The sequence below is a fragment of the Pseudomonas putida genome, assembly GCF_001941965.1.
Taxonomy (GTDB): Bacteria; Pseudomonadota; Gammaproteobacteria; order Pseudomonadales; family Pseudomonadaceae; genus Aquipseudomonas; species Aquipseudomonas putida_L.
The window spans coordinates 35,491-51,294 of record NZ_MKZO01000047.1; the positions used below are offsets into that span (position 1 = coordinate 35,491).

The following is a 15,804-nucleotide window of genomic DNA, read 5'->3' on the forward strand; positions in this document are numbered from 1 at the left end:
TGTAAAGTATATGGAGAGGAGATTTGAATGGCACTTGCTTAGCTGCTAACTCGTTGGGCCACTCAAAATAGAAAAGGCCGCCTAAGCGGCCCTCAACCGTTCACCCCAGCCCCTGCGGACAACAATATGGAAAAGTGGAAAAGGGGACTGGAAAAGGGGACAGATTTATTTTTATCGGCTAGGCGAATGGCATCGAGTATAAAATAAATCTGTCTCCTTTTTGGTCGTCTCCTTTTTGGTCCTTACCAATCACCAACGATGGGTAATTTTGTTAGAACAGTTGATGTGGGGCGGCCTATTGGTATTGATGCCAAAGCCGGAGGTCAATCGACAAATTTCATGACAGTGATTACTGGCTCAAAAGGGAATTTGGTCAACACATTTCCTGGGAAGACGTTCTGAATATGTATTTTTTGATGATTTGGGATAAAGAGCTTGCTTCCGTCGGAGAGGATGGATGTATTGATAAGTTTGAGATTCCTTTGCGTGTGGCGAAGTTTTTCTTTCAGTTGGATGTGGAGAGATTTCCAGTCCTTTCCAGCTTGAGTTTTGATGGCTACGATATGTTTTCTGGTTTGCAAGTCGAGTCACTTGTAAGTGAGCTGTCTGCAGCTGAACAGGTTAATCCGTTAATCTCTGAGGTGGTCAGGTCAATGCTGAGTTTTATACATAAGGCAAAGTCCATGAATAAGTGTGTGTTGTTTGATCCATTTAGGGCGGCTAGAGGGGACAGGGGGCTGGGAAAAGGTGGCCGAGAAAGTGGGTAGACCGAAAAAGGGGGCGGATTTTAATAGCGGGGAAAAGGGGACAGATTTATTTTCTCTGCGAGTGAATAGTGTGGAGTGGAAAATAAATCTGTCCCCTTTTTTGCTGATGCTTCAACCATAGAGAAGCAATGTGCTCTCAGGCAAGCTTTATTTGGGTTAAATTGACGTTTTTGACGGGGTAAAGGAAAAATAGGATCGATATATTTTCTCGGTACGACGAATGCCATTGAGTAGAAAATAAATCTGTCTCATTTCCATGAATATTAAAGTTGATGGTTATCACTTGCAGGTAACACGTAATGGCAAGACTGGAGAGATGACAAACGCCTTTATCACAATGCCTCCGAGGATAAAATGATGGCTGGCTTGGCTTGGCTTGAGAGACTCAAAGACTCATTTGATAAAACTGGTTTGGATTATGAAGATCTTTACGGGTTGATAGAGGCTGCTATGCTGAGGGGAAGGGGTAATTTTCCAGCGTTTATATATGATGCTTCGCAAGGAGTTGGCTTCTCTGTGGGTGAAGGGTTTTTTTACTCTCTAGATCAGGACTGGGATGATCCAGAAAATTTCAGTGAGGTCAGTTTCTTTTTGGGCGAGCAGGAAACTTCAAGTATCCCAGTGGCTGACTATGTTTCTCTGATGAAAGTGGCAGCTGATGTTTACTCTGCTTTCTTTCCTGATGATAGGGGCAGTGTTCTAAGGTCTGCTGAAAGATTAGAAGAGCGTTACTCAAAAATTATCCGTTCTAGTTGAGGGGGTGTACTTAGGAAAAGGGGGGCAGATTTATTTCTTCTCGGCTAGACGAATCAAGGAAAAGCAAGGAAAAGGGGGCCAAGGAAAAGGAGACAGGAAAAGGAGGAAAAGGAGACGGAAAAGGAGACAGATTTATTTTTCGCGGTTAGGTGAATGGCATCAAGTAGAAAATAAATCTGTCCCCCTTTTTGCCATCTCTGATAAGTTGAAGGGATTGAAATAATGAGTGTGACTAGAATTGTAGATTCAGAAGGTGAGCTGCTTAATATTCTTCATGACTTGAATGCGCTTGAGTGGAGAAAGTATGGGCAGCGTAATCCAGAGGTCTGGGTGGATGATCATTTTGAAAGAGAAGACCGTTCGAGATTTCCTCCGTATATAGCTTTTCGATTCGAAAAGGAAAGTGAATATATTGTCTCTATTTTGAATGATTTGATCGGCTCATATAGTGGGTTGATTTCTTGGGCGTTGATAGGTTGTGAGCGTTATGCGTCCTCTGGCATGAATTGGGTAGTTGAGCCTGCATATGTTAAGGAGGTAGAGGCTAAAGCCCAATCTTTAGGGCTCTCTTCAGAAGGCTATCTTGCCGAGTATGAGCCTGAGTTTGGCTCTATCGCCTTTGAGGACTTGTTAGGGTTAACTGAGTATGTTCGTAAAAAACTCTTAGAGTTGAATATCTCTAGCCAATGAACTGTAGAGTTCTTCGGGAAAGGGGGCAACGGGAAAGGGGGGGTATTTTTCTCGGCTAGACGAATGGCATCGAATAGAAAATAAATCCGTCCCCTTTTCACTTTTCACTTTTCAATTTTTCAGGAGAGTGTATTGGTGGGTTTGCCTGTTTATTACTGTAAGTCTTGGTTTCGGATGAAGAAAATTGCGATAGAGCCTATGGATGAAGCTCTGGCACATTCTAGCCATTTCTCGCAGAGGAAAAGGAGGAAAAGGGGACGAGGAAAAGGGGACAGGAAAAGGGGACAGACAGGAAAAGGGGACAGATTTATTTTTCTCTGCGAGTGAATGGCGTGGAGTGGAAAATAAATCTGTCCCCTTTTTAATCATGCCGTCCAGTTGGGACGTGATCTGGGTGCGTTGATATACACGGTCGGAGGCGTCTTGACCGCTGTAGGCGGGGCAGCCAAAGCGGGGCTGAGTCTGGCAAAAACGGGGGTTGAGGTATCGAGCAAAGCCTTGGGTCAGATGGCTATCAAGGACAGTCAAGAGATTGGTGTGCGTGTTGCTGCGCTGGAAACCAAGACGACGAAAAGCCTGGATGTTGTCACTGACGGGAAGGGGGCAGGGGCGAAAGGGCCTGTGACAGGTTCACCGTCTGGTGAGACGAAGGTAGTAGGGGATGGTAAGCCAGCGGCTAACGATGGAAGCTTTGCAGGTGAAAAAACGACAGCGGAAGCTCCCAAACCTGAGCAGGGGCCCCCTGATGTAATCAGCCCACCGAAGCTCAGCCGGATTGAAGACCTGTTTGGGCAGACATTTGAAAGTATCCCTCTGTCGCACCTTCCCAATTGGAAGACCGGTTCGCTTGTAAATGACGGGGTGTTGGGCGAGCAACTGGCCCTGCAAACCCTTAACGAGAAAACCGGCCTCAACTTCAAACCTCTGCAAAACAGTAGCAACCACGGCTGCGATGGCTGCGCGGTGGCGATCAATGGCGATACGATTACCGTGGTGGTGATGGATGCGAAGTCTTCGGTGAACGGCGTGAGTAAGGCCGGTATGCCGCATGGGGACCCGAGGACGCGGTTGGAGGGGTGGCTGAGCAATAGATCAATTGCCGACTCTGATCCTGCTTTACGCGATGCTTTGCAAGCGGCGTTGGATTCAGGAAAAGCCAGGGTTCAAGGTGTAACAGTCAAAGTCGGTGTTCCCGGCCCCGGTAAAACAGGTGTAGCAGAATTTAAGGTGGAACCATGGATCAAGAAGTAATTCAGTGCGGGCGCTCGGGCGTGAACCCGAAATGGCCCTCCTACAAAAGTGTGCTGGGGCGCATAGCCAAGGGGCCACACGTCCCAGATGAATACGAGTTGAATGGCATCCGTGAATATGTTGAGCGCGGCGATGCATTTGCGAAGCCATCAATGCCTGTACCGAATAGTGATAACGTTACGCGTAGTAGCTCCGAATGGATGGCCGTCACACGAGCTCACAAAGTATTGGCAACCGCACCAGATAATCCGCAATGGCTTCTGGAATTGGCACATTGGCTGCGCTATTACCAAGTAGGAATTTGGCAGTTATTCTTCTGGGCGGGCCAGTTTGACATTATTGCCAAAGCGACAGGTAATGATCGACGCCGCCAAAACTACAGCATCCATACCGCCACCAATATGATGGGCACCATGGCGATCCTAGGCTGGAAGGATGTCGTCATCCATCAGGGCTATCTCACTCATGCGGCTCTCAACCGTGGGCATCAATTAGTAATTGAGTACGAGGAGCAACACCGCCGCGCCCAAGCCTTTATGCTGCGTGTGTTTGCCGATTGGGTAGGCGATGTTTCGCATCAATGGCCTGCTTATGCTTACGACGAACCCATCTACGAAGCCTTGTTGGCCAAGTGGCGCACTCCCAGCCCCGACGACCTGATGCCCTGCCTGTTGGCCGCTTGTGACCGCCACACTTGGCAAACCGGCAAAGAGAGCCAGAAGAATTCCTACGACTTCAATCAGGACTGGCACTTGGAGCGCGTGCCGGTGGAAATTCTCTATATCCTGCGCCTGCGTCAGTGGGAAGGTTTAGCTAATCCGCAGAAAATTGATCATCCGCTGCTGGCCGCGCCCTTTGACCAACTGCCACCCGAGCAGCCCGTGCCTGAGTTGGACGAGTTGATGCAAGGGGTACTCAAACGCGCTAGGGAAGACTGGCCGCAGTATGATGAAGTGCTGTCTTTGCCAGCATTGAAGAGTTGAGTGGGCGCAACACCAAAAAGGGGGCGGATTTATTTCTCTCGGCTAGACGAATGGAATCGAGTAGAAAATAAATCCGTCCCTTCTTTCCAGAGTATCGTAGTAAATTTTGCTGATTCACCGGTGACCTTCAAACAGATAGGAAAAAGGGGACGGAAAAGAGTGGAAAATAAATCTGTCCCCTTTTCGGTCCCCTTTTCGAATGGTGGAGATCAAGTTCAAGTGATTGAAGGACTCTATAAGTCGGTGTTGCGAAGCGCATTTGGGCTCTCAATGGGCGTTATATGGCAGCATATGACGGTTGAGCTTCTTGGTTCGTCTGTTGATTACGCGCACCGAGTCAATCTGTTCTTCTCTCTGATGGAGCGTTTGATGTTGGAGGGGAACATAAGACTTGCGCATGATGGCCTTCGCCTTTTTGGTTCTATCCATGATCAGCTAGACCTGCTCAAGGAAGCATGGCCTGAAGAGCCCGGTGAAGATGATCTTGATGGCTTCGGACTTTGGTTTGTCACAGAGGCCCCTGCTGGGGTTGGATGGATAGACTCCGATGGTAAAGAGTTTTGGACGTAGTTCCTAAGTTCAGGTTGGTGCAAAAGGTAGTGCGCTCGCTGGAAAAAACGTTGATGATTTGTCGAATGCAGGAAAGCTACTTGATCCGGCCGATAAATCAGGACAACTATCATTGGCTGGTCGAGCACTCCAAAAACACGGTAGTCGTGAAGGCAGTGCGTTTCCTAGCGTTAAAGGAAGTCCTTCTGAAATCAACGCCCAAGGTCAAAAAATAGCTGACGAGATCTTGAACGACCGGAAAAGGGGACGGAAAAGCGGAAAAGGGGACAGCGGAAAAGGGGACAGATTTATTTTCTCTGGGGGAGTCGAGGGGAACATAAAATGTCTTACTTTGCTACGGTCACGCGCTGCGGCTATTCCAGATCAGGCTACTAAACTGAAACGCCTCAACGGAGTGAGGTTGCTATGCCGAGAATTGGACGAGTAGTGCTGCCGAATTATCCCCACCATGTTGTTCAACGTGGTCACAATCGACAAATCGTTTTTGCAGCACCGCAGGACTATCAGCGTTACATTAACGACCTACGTGAGCTTAAGGACGCATTTGGTATAAAAGTTTACGCGTACTGCCTCATGACAAATCATGTGCATTTATTGGTGCAGCCAGGGACCGTAGTAGCCAGTCTTGGGCAGTTGATGAAAGCGCTGGCCGGACGTACTACCCGCTACCGCAACAAACTGGAGGGGCGCTCCGGGACGTTATGGGAGAGCCGTTATAAATCTAGTGTCGTACAATCAGAAACCTATCTGCTAGCGTGCTGCCGGTACATCGAGTTGAACCCAGTGCGAGCATTTATGGTTCTTCAGCCAGAAGATTACCCCTGGTCGAGCTATCGAGCTCGAATCAGCTCGCAGGCGGGCTCTGACTGGCTGGACATTGCCCCATATTTTGAGTCGTTGGGCGAAACACCTGAAGAAATAGTGGGCCGATATATATCCTTTGTCAGACAAGCTACCCCATCGGGAGAGTTGGATCACATCAGAATGGCCTTGCAGCGAGGTCAGTTGACAGGGGCAACTCGTTTTGTTGATGAGGTTGAAAGAATATGTGGTGCTCGAGTAGAGTGGCGTGGGCAAGGTAGGTCACGTTCGAGTATTAAATAAATCTGTCCCCTTTTTTCCGTCCCCTTTTTTCCAGTCCCCTTTTTTCCTTTTTTCCAGGAGTCTTGTCACCTAGCAAAGCTGGACAGACCAAACCTGTATCAGATGTAAAAATTGATCCGATAGACTGGAGGAATAGATGATAACTATCTACTTTGAGACAGGTGAGACCTTGGATTTGTCTTTGGATAGTCTCGTTAATTCAATATTTAGTGGGTTGGAGCTTCATCGTGCAATTTTTGAAAATTTTGATGTTTCGGGGGCTGACTTTACAGGGGCGAATCTGAGAAATGCGTCTTTTAATTACTCTGTATTGAATAGGGCTGTAATGCATGGTGCTGCTCTTATGAATGCGACATTAGTTTGCGTACAGATAAAGGGGGCGGATCTTTCAGAGGCTATAGCAATTGGGGCTGACTTTACCGGGGAAGATCTTTCGTCGTCTGGTCTGAAAAATGCGGATGTTTTTGGCGCTAGTTTTGTAAGGGCTAATTTGTGCGACGTTAATTTTGAAGTTAAAAGGATAGAAGGTGCTTGCTTTTCTGGTGCTATATATGACGAGTGGACAGTGTGGCCTGAAGGTTTCGATCCTGTAGTGTTTGGTGCGATCAAAGTCTGATTTTAGTTTCTCTCAGGAAAAGGGGACAGGAAAAGGGGACAGATTTATTTTCTCGGCTGCCAGTTAAGCGGGCGGGCTATGTTAGAAAATAAATCTGTCCCCTTTATCCGTCCCCTTTATCCAAAGGATAACTGAAAGAACTGGTCAGTCGCCAGAATTTCATATATGCCGCCTGCCGCGGCGGTCACTCCAGGTTCATCAGCACCTGGGTTTGAAGGCCTTCCCTGGCGCTGCCATCACTTCGCCAACCACGCCACCAGCGCCTGAACTTCCCCGGCTCCTCCATCTGCGGAGCATGTCCCAACTTCGCAAACTCGATCAGCTCCGCCCCAGGTATCGCCTTCTGCGTGGCTTTGCCCAACTCGGGGTACTTACCGATCTTCGTCTTCACTTCAGCCGGTGCGATATCGCTACCAATGGCCGTTGTATCCGTCTGGCCGATCATCAGCAAGGTAGGCACCTGGAGTTTCGGAAACTCATACACCACCGGCTGGGTGAAGATCATGTCGTAGATAAGCGCCGAGTTCCACGCCACTGCCTGGCGCCCAGGCCCGGCATTGAGCCCTGCCAGCATCTCCACCCATTTGTCGTATTCCGGCTTCCAGCGGCCATCGTAATAGGTCTTTTGTTCGTAGGCCTTGATGCCTTCCGCCGTCACCTTCAGCTCACGCTCGAACCATTGATCGACCGTGCGGTACGGCACGCCCATGGCCTTCCAGTCTTCGAGGCCGATCGGGTTGACCATCACCAGCCGGGACGTTTCAGAGGGGTACATAAGCGCGTAGCGGGTCGCCAGCATGCCACCGGTGGAGTGGCCGACGATGCTGGCCTTGTCGATGCCCAGGTGCTTCAGCAGTGCGTGGGTGTTGTGCGCCAGTTGCTGGAAGCTGTACTGGTAGTTCTCGGGTTTGCTCGACGAGCAGAAGCCGATCTGGTCCGGGGCGATCACCCGGTAACCGGCCTGGCTAAGCCCTTTGATGGTGTCTTCCCAGGTGGCCGCGCAGAAGTTCTTGCCGTGCAGCAACACGACAGTGCCCACGGTCGATTCAGGCTTTTGCGCGGGTACATCCAGGTAGCCCATTTGCAGGTCCTTGCCCTGCGAGGTGAAGTTCAGGTGCTTCAGGGGATAAGGGTAGGCAAAGCCCTCCAGTTGCGGGCCATAGACGTTGGCGGCGGTCGCGTATTGCAGGCCGCAACCCAGCAGACCGGCAAGGAGTGCAGCGTGTAGTGTGCGTTTCACGGGGCTTGCTTCCTGTTTTCCGAGGGGGGGTGACCACTCGGCATTGCCGGGATTAAAGCGGCATTAACAGTTCTGTAGAAACCTCGGTCTGATGCAGGAGGCGCTGGTCCAGGATTCCTGGCCACCTTCACCGCAGCCCGCCGCCGGCACAGCGAGCAGTTCCAGGCAGACCGCGCCGCAGTGGCAGGAGGCGCGGTGGCGTGCCTGGATATCCGGACCCACAGGTTTGTTCTACACCTCCACCGTCACCGGTGAGGCCGACAACGCCACGCCCAGCAACGCTTTGGCAATCCTCATTTCCAGCAGGATATTGCTCAGTTCCGCTTCATTACGGGGAGTAGGTCGATCAGGCAATGCGCCTGCGCCGTGGATGGCTTTGTTGAGGTGCTCGGCAGCTCGGGCGATGGCTTCGGCGTGATAGAGGCCGGGGCCGACGCAGAGGACGGGAGGCGGATCAGGGACGAGTTTTTTCATGGTGTAACCCTATATCAGTTCAGGAATTCACCACACGTCGCTGCTAAACGAAGGGTGGCGACTGTACGCGGGTTAGCAGACCGGAGATATAGGAATCCGGCGCACCCGAAGGTGCCCACACGCACAGCCGCCATTGAAGGTTACTGGTGCGCCTATATCTCGACGGACTGCTAATCCGTGTCGTCGATTTTCGCAACGACGGACGCAGCCTAGGCACCGTTTCCATAAGACGCAACCCGTTGGCAGGGCTGGGGAGTATGCTTGGGAAATTGCCTACAAGAAAGTCGGAAATCTGGGAAGTTTTACCCTCAAATGCAACATCATTTGGCAACGTTGCCGAGCGTCAAGCAGGCACCACGGCCAACCCCTCGATGAACTGTCGAATCTCCCCGGCCCCACGCAAATGCACCACCGGGACCTGCGGCGCAACCGCCATCCTCACCGCCTCCAGCCCCTGGCGATACTCCCCGTCAAACCCCCACACGTATTTGAGAAACTCGAGAAATGCCCGGTCGAACTGCTCATGACAACCCTCGGCCAGGTCCGGCCGCGAGCGCTGGAAGGCGCTGCGCCTGATCACCCGCAGCGCACAGGTCAGGCGCGGTGTATCCAGCCAGATCACCAGGTCGGCGCGCGGCAGACGCAGATCGAAGGTGCGCCGGGCATAGTTGCCCTCGCACACCCAGCGCTCACCGGCCACCGCCTCACGCACCCGCTCGCGGAATTGTTCGGCGTCAGGCTCGACCCAGCCGGGCTGCCAGAAAAGTTTGTCGAGGTGCACCACCGGCAGCCCGAAGCGCCTGCCCAGTTCACGGGCGAGGGTCGACTTGCCGCTGCCGGCGTTGCCGAGGATCACGATACGTTGCATGGCTCAAGGCGTCCCGTTACGGCCATGCAGCAGATACCCCTGCCGCTGGCTCAAGCGCTCGTAGTACTCGCTCACCGCCGGCAGATGCGGACGCTCGAACGGCGTGCCGAACCAGCGATTGACCGACAGCCCCAGCGGAATGTCGGCCAGGGTGAACTGCTCCCCGGCGACGAAGGCGCCGGTCCGGGCAAGTTGCTGGTCGAGAATGCCCATGTACCGCGACCACTCCGCCTGCCCGGCGGCGAGCGCTTCGGGTGACTGATGCAGTGGCGACTGGCGCACCAGCGACATGAAGGTATAGCTCCAGGAGCGGTTCAGGTCGGAGGCCTGCCAGTCGATCCACTGATCGACCCGGGCCCGGGCTTTCGCCTCGAGCGGATACAGCGCCGCCTCGCCGTAGCGCGTCGCCAGGTAGCGGATGATGCTGTTGGATTCCCACAGGGTGAAGTCGCCGTCCTGGATCACCGGGATCATGGCGTTGGGGTTGAGGGCGAGGTACTCCGGGGTGTCGAGGGGCCGGAAGCCCGAACCCCAGTCTTCGCGCTCGAAGGGGAGGCCGATCTCGGCGCAGGTCCAGAGGACCTTGCGCACGTTGATGGAGGTGGCTTTGCCGAGTATCCGAAGCATCTTTTCCGTCCTTGGGTGGCGAGGTGTGCATCCTCCACAGCGGACTGATAATGGTCAAGATGCGTTGTCGAAGTAGACGCAAAACCCTGTGGGAGCTGGCTTGCCAGCGATAGCTATGGTGAGCTCACCGCCGCAATCGCTGGCAAGCCAGCTCCCACAGGGCACGTGTCGGCCTCCAGGCCATCGCTCCCAAGGGCGACACGCCGGTAAAGGCGTGGCCCTGGCAAGAGTACGTCGCAGCGTTCGCGCGGATGATCAGAACGTGCCCTTGAGGCTGACCATGAAGTTGCGCGGTTCACCGTAGAAGTTGCCCCACGACACTGCACCCACGCTTTGGTAGTACTTCTTGTCGAACAGGTTGTTGCCGTTGAGCGCCACGGTCCAGTGCTCGTCGATCCGGTAGGCGACCCGGCCGCTCCAGATGGCGTAGCCGGCCTGGACCGAGGTCACTGCCGGCCTCGCGTTGTGTACCGAAACATCGCTCTGTGCGGTGACCCCGGCGCCAAGGCTCCAGCGCTCCAGCTCCCCGGCCAACTGATAGTCGCTCCAGGCCCTGAACAGGTGGCGGGGGAAGTAGGTGGTCGAGAAGGTCGGCTCCTGGGGGTTGCTGTTGGCGCTGTCCAGGTAGCGGGTCTGGGTGTAGGTGTAGCCTGCCAGCAGTTGCAGGCGGTCAAGGACCTCGCCGCTGACTTCCGCTTCGAAGCCCTGCGCCCGGACCTTGCCCACGTCGGTGTAGCAGTAGCCGTCCGAGGAACCGATGCAGGTGCTGTCGTAGTTGGCTTCGGCGCGATGCTCCTCGACCGTGCGGAACAGGTTGAAGGCGGTATTGACGCGACCGTCCAGCAACTCGCCCTTGATGCCGATCTCGTAGCTGGCGCCAGTCTTGGGCTGCAGCGGACTGCCGGATTCGTCGGTGTAGGTGCTCTGCGGCTGGAAGATATCGGCGTAGCTGGTGTAGACCGACCAGTTATCGTCCAGGTCGTAGACCAGCGCGGCAAAAGGCGTGACCTGGCCGTTTTCCTGGCTGCGGTCATGCTGCCAGTAGTCCCAGGCCTGGGTATAGGAGTCGCGGCTGTTGCGGTACCAGCTCACCCGCGAGCCGAGGACGAAGGTCAGCGGTTCAGCCAGTTTCAGGCGCAAGGTGGCGTAGGTGCCGAACTGCCGGGTGTCCGACTCCGTGGGCAGCGGCCCGCCGCGGTAGGAGTTGGGCGGATAGTAGGCGTCCGCCGGCTCAGGCAGGTGCGGGTTGGGATTGAACGGATCCTGCGAGACACCGGGCAGGCCGCTCATGTTGATCAGCGCCCAGTGGTCGTGGGTGGTGGCACGGCTGGCGTTGGCGCCGACGACCAGTTCGTGGCGCAGGCCGAAGGCCTCGAACTTGCCGTCCAGGTACGCATCGAAGCCATAGTCGCTTTGGTCGTAGTCGAACACCCCGGAATAGACGGAGGACGGCGCCGCAGTCGCGCCCGGGGTGACGCCGCCCGGGGTTTCCGAGAGGGCGTACTTGATGTCCTGGTCGTTGTGGGTCCAGACGCCGGCGAACTTGAATGTCCAGTCTTCGTTCAGCCGGTGCGCCAGGTCGGCGAACAGCGTGGTGCGCTCGCTCTCCCAGTTGTTCCACGAGGCGCCGAGGCAGGTAGAGCGGCTGAGGTCGAGGCTCTTGCCGTTGCTGTAGCGGGGCAGGCCGTGCCAGCACGGGGTGGCGTCCAGGCGCTCGTAGGCGATGCCCAGGCCGACGGTGGTGTCGGGGGTGATGTCGTAGTCCAGGGCGCCGTAGAGAATCTGGTCGTTGCGTTTGGCGACATCGTAGAAGTACTGGCGATCCTGCACCGCGACCACGGCCCGCCCGCGCAGGGTGCCCGATTCGTTGAGCGGGCCGCCGCTGTCCACCTGGCCACGATAATTGTCCCACGACCCGGCCGACAGGCTCAGGCTGGTGGAGGGGCTGGCCTGGCCGCGCTTGCGCACGAAATTGACCCCGCCGGCCGAGCTGCCGGAGCCCTTCAGCATGCCGGCGGCGCCCTTGAGCACCTCGACGCGATCGTAGAAGGCCATGTCGCCGGAGAAGCTGTTGGCCTGCACGTACTCGCCGCCTACATCCAGCGGCACGCCGTCGTACTGGTATTGGCCCTGCATCATGAAACCACGGGAATAGAAGTACTTGCCGCCCATGGGTGATTCGTAGGCGACGATGCCCGGGGTTTTCTCCATGGCCTGGTCGACGGTGTTGATGTTCTGGTCGTCCATGTACCTGCGGGTCAGCACGGTGACGGCCTGCGGGGTTTCGCGCAGGGTATGCACGCCCTTGCCGATGGTCACTGCCTGGGCGGCGTAGGCGTTGGTGTCTTCGCTGGTGGGGTCAAGACGCTGGCTGCTGATGGTGGTGGCGCCCAGTTCCATCGAGCCCTGCTCGTTGAGCAAAGGCCGCAGGGCATAGCTGCCGTTGCTTTGCGGTACCGCTTGCAGGCCGCTGCCTTGCAGGAGGATGGCGAAGCCCTGGTCGACGCTGTAGGTGCCGTCGAGTCCGCCGGACTGGCGCCCCTGGAGCAACGCCGCATCGAACGACAGGGCAGTGCCCGATGCCGAGGCGAAGGTGCTGAGGGCCGCCGTCAGGCTGCCCGTCGGGACGTGATACGACTGCATTGCGCCGGCTTCGGCAGTCTGGGCCAGGCCAGGCAGGCTAAGCACGCCGAGTGTGCAAAAGCCCAGGCGAATGGCCACGGCCACCGGTGTCAGCAGGCGTGCGTGCGGGTACTTCATGGTGTTCCTCCCCAAATGAAACCGTGCAAAACGGCATCTACTGAGGATTGGCCGAGCAGGGTGGGCAAACAGTGCAACGGGAATCGAAGTATTTTTTCGCGGCTTATGCGTGCGCCGGCAATACGCTGACCCAGTAGTCGGTGCGCCGCACGATGCGCAGGCCGAAGCCGCTTTCCAGGGCGGCGAGGGCGCGGTCGGTGTCGTCCAGGGGGAAGGCGCCGGAGATCTTCAGGCCAGCGATGGCCGGATCGCAGCGCAGCCAGCCGTGGCGATAGCGCGACAGTTCTTCGAGCAGTTCGCCGAGGGGGCGCTGGATGGCGATCAGGCTGCCGGTGCGCCAGGAGGCCACGCTGGAATCGCTCTGCCAGGGGGCGCCGAGGCGGGCGCGGTCGAAGCGCAATTGCTGCCCGGCTTCGATCCGCAGTACCTGATCACTGGCGGCGGGGCGGACTTCCACGGCTTTTTCCAGGACCGCCACCTCGCAGAACTGCGCCTCGGTCTGCACTGTGAAGCGGGTGCCCAGCGCACGGATCCGGCCTTGCGCGGTGTCCACCAGGAACGGCCGGGCCAGGCCATCGACCGCCGTCTCCACCAACACCCGGCCACTAAGCAGGCGCAGCAGGCGGCGCTCGGCGTCGAAGCGCACATCCACGGCGGACTGACTGTCCAGCAGCACCTGGCTGCCATCGGCCAGGGCCACGCGGCGCTGCTCGCCCACGCCGGTGTGATGGCTGGCCATCAACGCCGAGCGCCACTGGCTGTCCCAGCCGCTCCAGCCCACCGCGCCGACCCCGGCCAGCACCAGCAGTTGGCGCAGCACCCGGCGCCGTGACGCCCGGGAATGATTCAGCGCCGAAGCGGCGACAGTGCCCGGGACGCCTTCGACCATCTGCCGCACCGACTCGACCTGCTGCCAAGCCTGGCGGTGCAGCGGATCAGCGTTGTGCCAGCGCTGCCAGCCAAGGCGGTCGGATTCGCTCTCGATCCCCGACGACAGCCGCGCATACCATTGCGCCGCGCTGTGCAGGGCCTCGCGTTCGGCAGGGTTCAGGGCCGGGCGGACGGTACTCACAGCAACCCCATGCGGATCAGGCAGCAGTGTTCGATGGCCTTGGCCATATGGTTGTTCACCGTGCGCAGGGAGATGCCCTGGCGCTCGGCGATCTTCGGATAACTCAAGCCTTCGAACTGCGACAGGATGAAGGTCTGGCGCACCTTGTCGCCGAGGCTGTCGAGCATGCGGTCGATCTCCATCAGAGTCTCGAGGACGATGGCCTGGGTTTCCTGGGAGGGCCAGGCGTCTTCGGGCAGGACGGCGAGGGCTTCGAGGTAGCTGTGTTCCAGCGCGCGACGCCGGAACAGATCGATCACCAGGCCCTTGGCCACGGTACTCAGGTATTGCCGGGGCTGCCGAATTTCCGTGGCCTGGCGGGCCTTGATCACCCGGACGAAGGTGTCCTGGACCAGGTCGGCGGCATCACTGTGGTTGTCCAGGCGCTTGCGCAACCAGCCGCGTAGCCAGCCGCTGTGGCTGCTGTAGAGATCGTGGACGGCGGAGCGCAGGGCGAAATCGTCGGCGGACATGGGAAGGAGTCGCTAATGAGAATTTGTTGCAATTTCACCTTTTTGTAACGGGTTTGGCAATGCCCGGATAACAGAACCCTCCGCATGGGCGGGGGTATCTACACAACCAGGGCGCTCCTGCAGATCCTGCGTTAGAAAAAGGGGACAGATTCATTGTCCAAAAACTTTCCGCACCCAACGGACATTCCCCGCACCCAGCGGACAGCCCCGATCCCCCAACCCCGTGAAGATGTCTCCAACGTCAACGACTGGAGATATCGCAATGAAGGGGCATTACGTCTACGTCCGCTCGGACTCCGGCGAGCAGTTCCAGGCCTACCTGGCCACGTCCATCGATGGCCGTGGCCCGGGTGTGGTCCTCTGCCAGGAGATCTTCGGGGTCAACGCGGCCATGCGCGAGGTGGCCGACCAACTGGCCGAGGAGGGCTACACCGTGCTGGTGCCGGACCTCTACTGGCGCCAGCAGGCCGGGGTCGACCTGGGTTACAACGAAGCCGATTTCCAGCGCGCCTTCGCCCTGTACGAAGCCTTCGACGAAGGCCACGGCATCCGCGATATCGCTGCGACCCTGGGCCATCTTCGTGGCCTGGACGCCTGCAGCGATGCCGGCCTTGGCGTGGTCGGCTACTGCCTGGGCGGCAAGCTCGCCTACCTCGCGGCCTGCCGCCTGCCGGAAGTGGCCTGCGCCGTCGGCTACTACGGCGTCGGCATCGAACAGGCACTGCATGAACTGGAAGGCCTCAGCGGCCGCCTGGTCCTGCACTTCGCCGAGATGGACCGCTTCTGCCAGGCCGACGCCCGCGAGTCGATCATCAACGCACTCAAGCAGAAACCCGGCACCGAAGCCTACGTCTACCCCAATGTCGACCACGCCTTCGCCCGGCCCGCCGGGGATCACTTCCACAAGCCCTCGGCGCTGCTCGCCCATGAACGCAGCATCGCCGCGCTGCGCCGCACCCTCGGCCCGGACTACAACCTGTCGGACCTGTGGGAAGAACATATCCGCCATGAGTTCGATACCCGCGACGTGCCGGCGACCATGGCGACCATGGTGCCCCAGCCCTACGTCAACCATATACCGACCATGACCGGCGGCGTCGGCTACCGCGAGCTGGCGCGCTTCTATCGCTACCACTTCGTGCATGGCAACCCGAAGGACATGAGCCTGACGCCGATCTCGCGCACCGTCGGCGCCTCGCAGATCGTCGACGAGTTCATCATGAGCTTCACCCACGACCGCGAGATCGACTGGCTGCTGCCGGGCGTGGCGCCGACCGGGCGCTTCGTCGAGATCCCCATGCTCGGGGTGGTCAAGTTCCGCGGGCCGAAGCTCTACCACGAGCATATCTACTGGGACCAGGCCAGCGTGCTGGTGCAGATCGGCCTGCTCGACCCTGCCGGCCTGCCGGTGGCCGGGGCGGTCACGGCGCACAAGCTGCTCGACGAAAGCCTGCCCTCCAACACGCTGATGCCCGGCTGGGCCGCCAGCGCCGACCTGCCGATCGAGGGCTGAG

Annotated in this window: 17 protein-coding genes; 10 read left to right on the forward strand and 7 right to left on the reverse strand. The window is 57.2% G+C overall.

Annotated features, from left to right (window positions below):
• Positions 1–404 precede the first annotated feature (404 nt).
• The 9 genes from PSEMO_RS23530 (at position 405) to PSEMO_RS23565 (ending at position 6,737) form a co-directional block, all read left to right on the forward strand.
• The gene (locus tag PSEMO_RS23530) at positions 405–767 is read left to right on the forward strand and encodes a hypothetical protein (protein WP_075805348.1); all 363 of its coding nucleotides are present in this window, start codon (positions 405–407) and stop codon (positions 765–767) included.
• Positions 768–1,124: 357 nt separating this feature from the next.
• Positions 1,125–1,523: a hypothetical protein gene (locus tag PSEMO_RS23535; protein ID WP_075805349.1), complete on the forward strand. Its 399-nt coding sequence runs from the start codon at positions 1,125–1,127 to the stop codon at positions 1,521–1,523.
• A gap of 222 nt (positions 1,524–1,745) precedes the next feature.
• Positions 1,746–2,213, forward strand: a complete 468-nt coding sequence (locus tag PSEMO_RS33130; protein WP_144443616.1) for a hypothetical protein — start codon at positions 1,746–1,748, stop codon at positions 2,211–2,213.
• A gap of 202 nt (positions 2,214–2,415) precedes the next feature.
• A complete protein-coding gene (locus PSEMO_RS33135) occupies positions 2,416–2,616 on the forward strand; it encodes a hypothetical protein (RefSeq protein ID WP_144443617.1) in 201 nt (66 codons plus the stop codon).
• A 20-nt stretch (positions 2,617–2,636) separates the two neighbouring features.
• Positions 2,637–3,464 carry a hypothetical protein gene (locus PSEMO_RS33890; RefSeq protein ID WP_256721181.1) on the forward strand — a complete coding sequence of 276 codons (828 nt, stop codon included), beginning with the start codon at positions 2,637–2,639 and terminating at the stop codon, positions 3,462–3,464.
• A gap of 200 nt (positions 3,465–3,664) precedes the next feature.
• Positions 3,665–4,447, forward strand: coding sequence for a hypothetical protein (locus tag PSEMO_RS23545; RefSeq protein ID WP_305955606.1), 783 nt, complete (start codon positions 3,665–3,667; stop codon positions 4,445–4,447).
• Positions 4,448–5,017: a DUF596 domain-containing protein gene (locus tag PSEMO_RS33690; protein ID WP_218641254.1), complete on the forward strand. Its 570-nt coding sequence runs from the start codon at positions 4,448–4,450 to the stop codon at positions 5,015–5,017.
• A gap of 405 nt (positions 5,018–5,422) precedes the next feature.
• On the forward strand, positions 5,423–6,121 hold the full coding sequence (locus PSEMO_RS23560; RefSeq protein ID WP_075805351.1) for a transposase: 699 nt from the start codon (positions 5,423–5,425) through the stop codon (positions 6,119–6,121).
• Positions 6,122–6,257: 136 nt separating this feature from the next.
• A complete protein-coding gene (locus PSEMO_RS23565) occupies positions 6,258–6,737 on the forward strand; it encodes a pentapeptide repeat-containing protein (RefSeq protein ID WP_075805352.1) in 480 nt (159 codons plus the stop codon).
• A gap of 184 nt (positions 6,738–6,921) precedes the next feature.
• Here PSEMO_RS23565 and PSEMO_RS23570 read toward each other — a convergent pair whose 3' ends face one another.
• The 7 genes from PSEMO_RS23570 to PSEMO_RS23600 all read right to left on the reverse strand — a co-directional run bounded on the left by PSEMO_RS23570 (position 6,922) and on the right by PSEMO_RS23600 (position 14,290).
• Positions 6,922–7,941, reverse strand: a complete 1,020-nt coding sequence (locus PSEMO_RS23570) for an alpha/beta fold hydrolase (protein WP_256721200.1) — start codon at positions 7,939–7,941, stop codon at positions 6,922–6,924.
• A gap of 267 nt (positions 7,942–8,208) precedes the next feature.
• Complete coding sequence (locus PSEMO_RS23575) at positions 8,209–8,451, reverse strand: hypothetical protein (RefSeq protein WP_075805353.1); 243 nt, start codon at positions 8,449–8,451, stop codon at positions 8,209–8,211.
• Positions 8,452–8,794: 343 nt separating this feature from the next.
• Positions 8,795–9,319, reverse strand: a complete 525-nt coding sequence (locus tag PSEMO_RS23580; protein WP_075805354.1) for an AAA family ATPase — start codon at positions 9,317–9,319, stop codon at positions 8,795–8,797.
• Between the two features lie 3 nt (positions 9,320–9,322).
• Positions 9,323–9,946: a glutathione S-transferase family protein gene (locus PSEMO_RS23585; RefSeq protein WP_075805355.1), complete on the reverse strand. Its 624-nt coding sequence runs from the start codon at positions 9,944–9,946 to the stop codon at positions 9,323–9,325.
• Positions 9,947–10,201: 255 nt separating this feature from the next.
• The gene (locus tag PSEMO_RS23590; RefSeq protein ID WP_075805356.1) at positions 10,202–12,706 is read right to left on the reverse strand and encodes a TonB-dependent siderophore receptor; all 2,505 of its coding nucleotides are present in this window, start codon (positions 12,704–12,706) and stop codon (positions 10,202–10,204) included.
• Between the two features lie 103 nt (positions 12,707–12,809).
• Positions 12,810–13,778, reverse strand: coding sequence for a FecR domain-containing protein (locus tag PSEMO_RS23595; protein ID WP_075805357.1), 969 nt, complete (start codon positions 13,776–13,778; stop codon positions 12,810–12,812).
• The gene (locus tag PSEMO_RS23600) at positions 13,775–14,290 is read right to left on the reverse strand and encodes a sigma-70 family RNA polymerase sigma factor (RefSeq protein ID WP_075805358.1); all 516 of its coding nucleotides are present in this window, start codon (positions 14,288–14,290) and stop codon (positions 13,775–13,777) included. The genes PSEMO_RS23595 and PSEMO_RS23600 overlap by 4 nt, the downstream gene beginning before the upstream one ends.
• A 262-nt stretch (positions 14,291–14,552) precedes the next feature.
• Here PSEMO_RS23600 and PSEMO_RS23605 point away from each other — a divergent pair, with 262 nt between their 5' ends.
• Positions 14,553–15,803, forward strand: coding sequence for a dienelactone hydrolase family protein (locus tag PSEMO_RS23605; RefSeq protein ID WP_075805359.1), 1,251 nt, complete (start codon positions 14,553–14,555; stop codon positions 15,801–15,803).
• Position 15,804 lies beyond the last annotated feature (1 nt).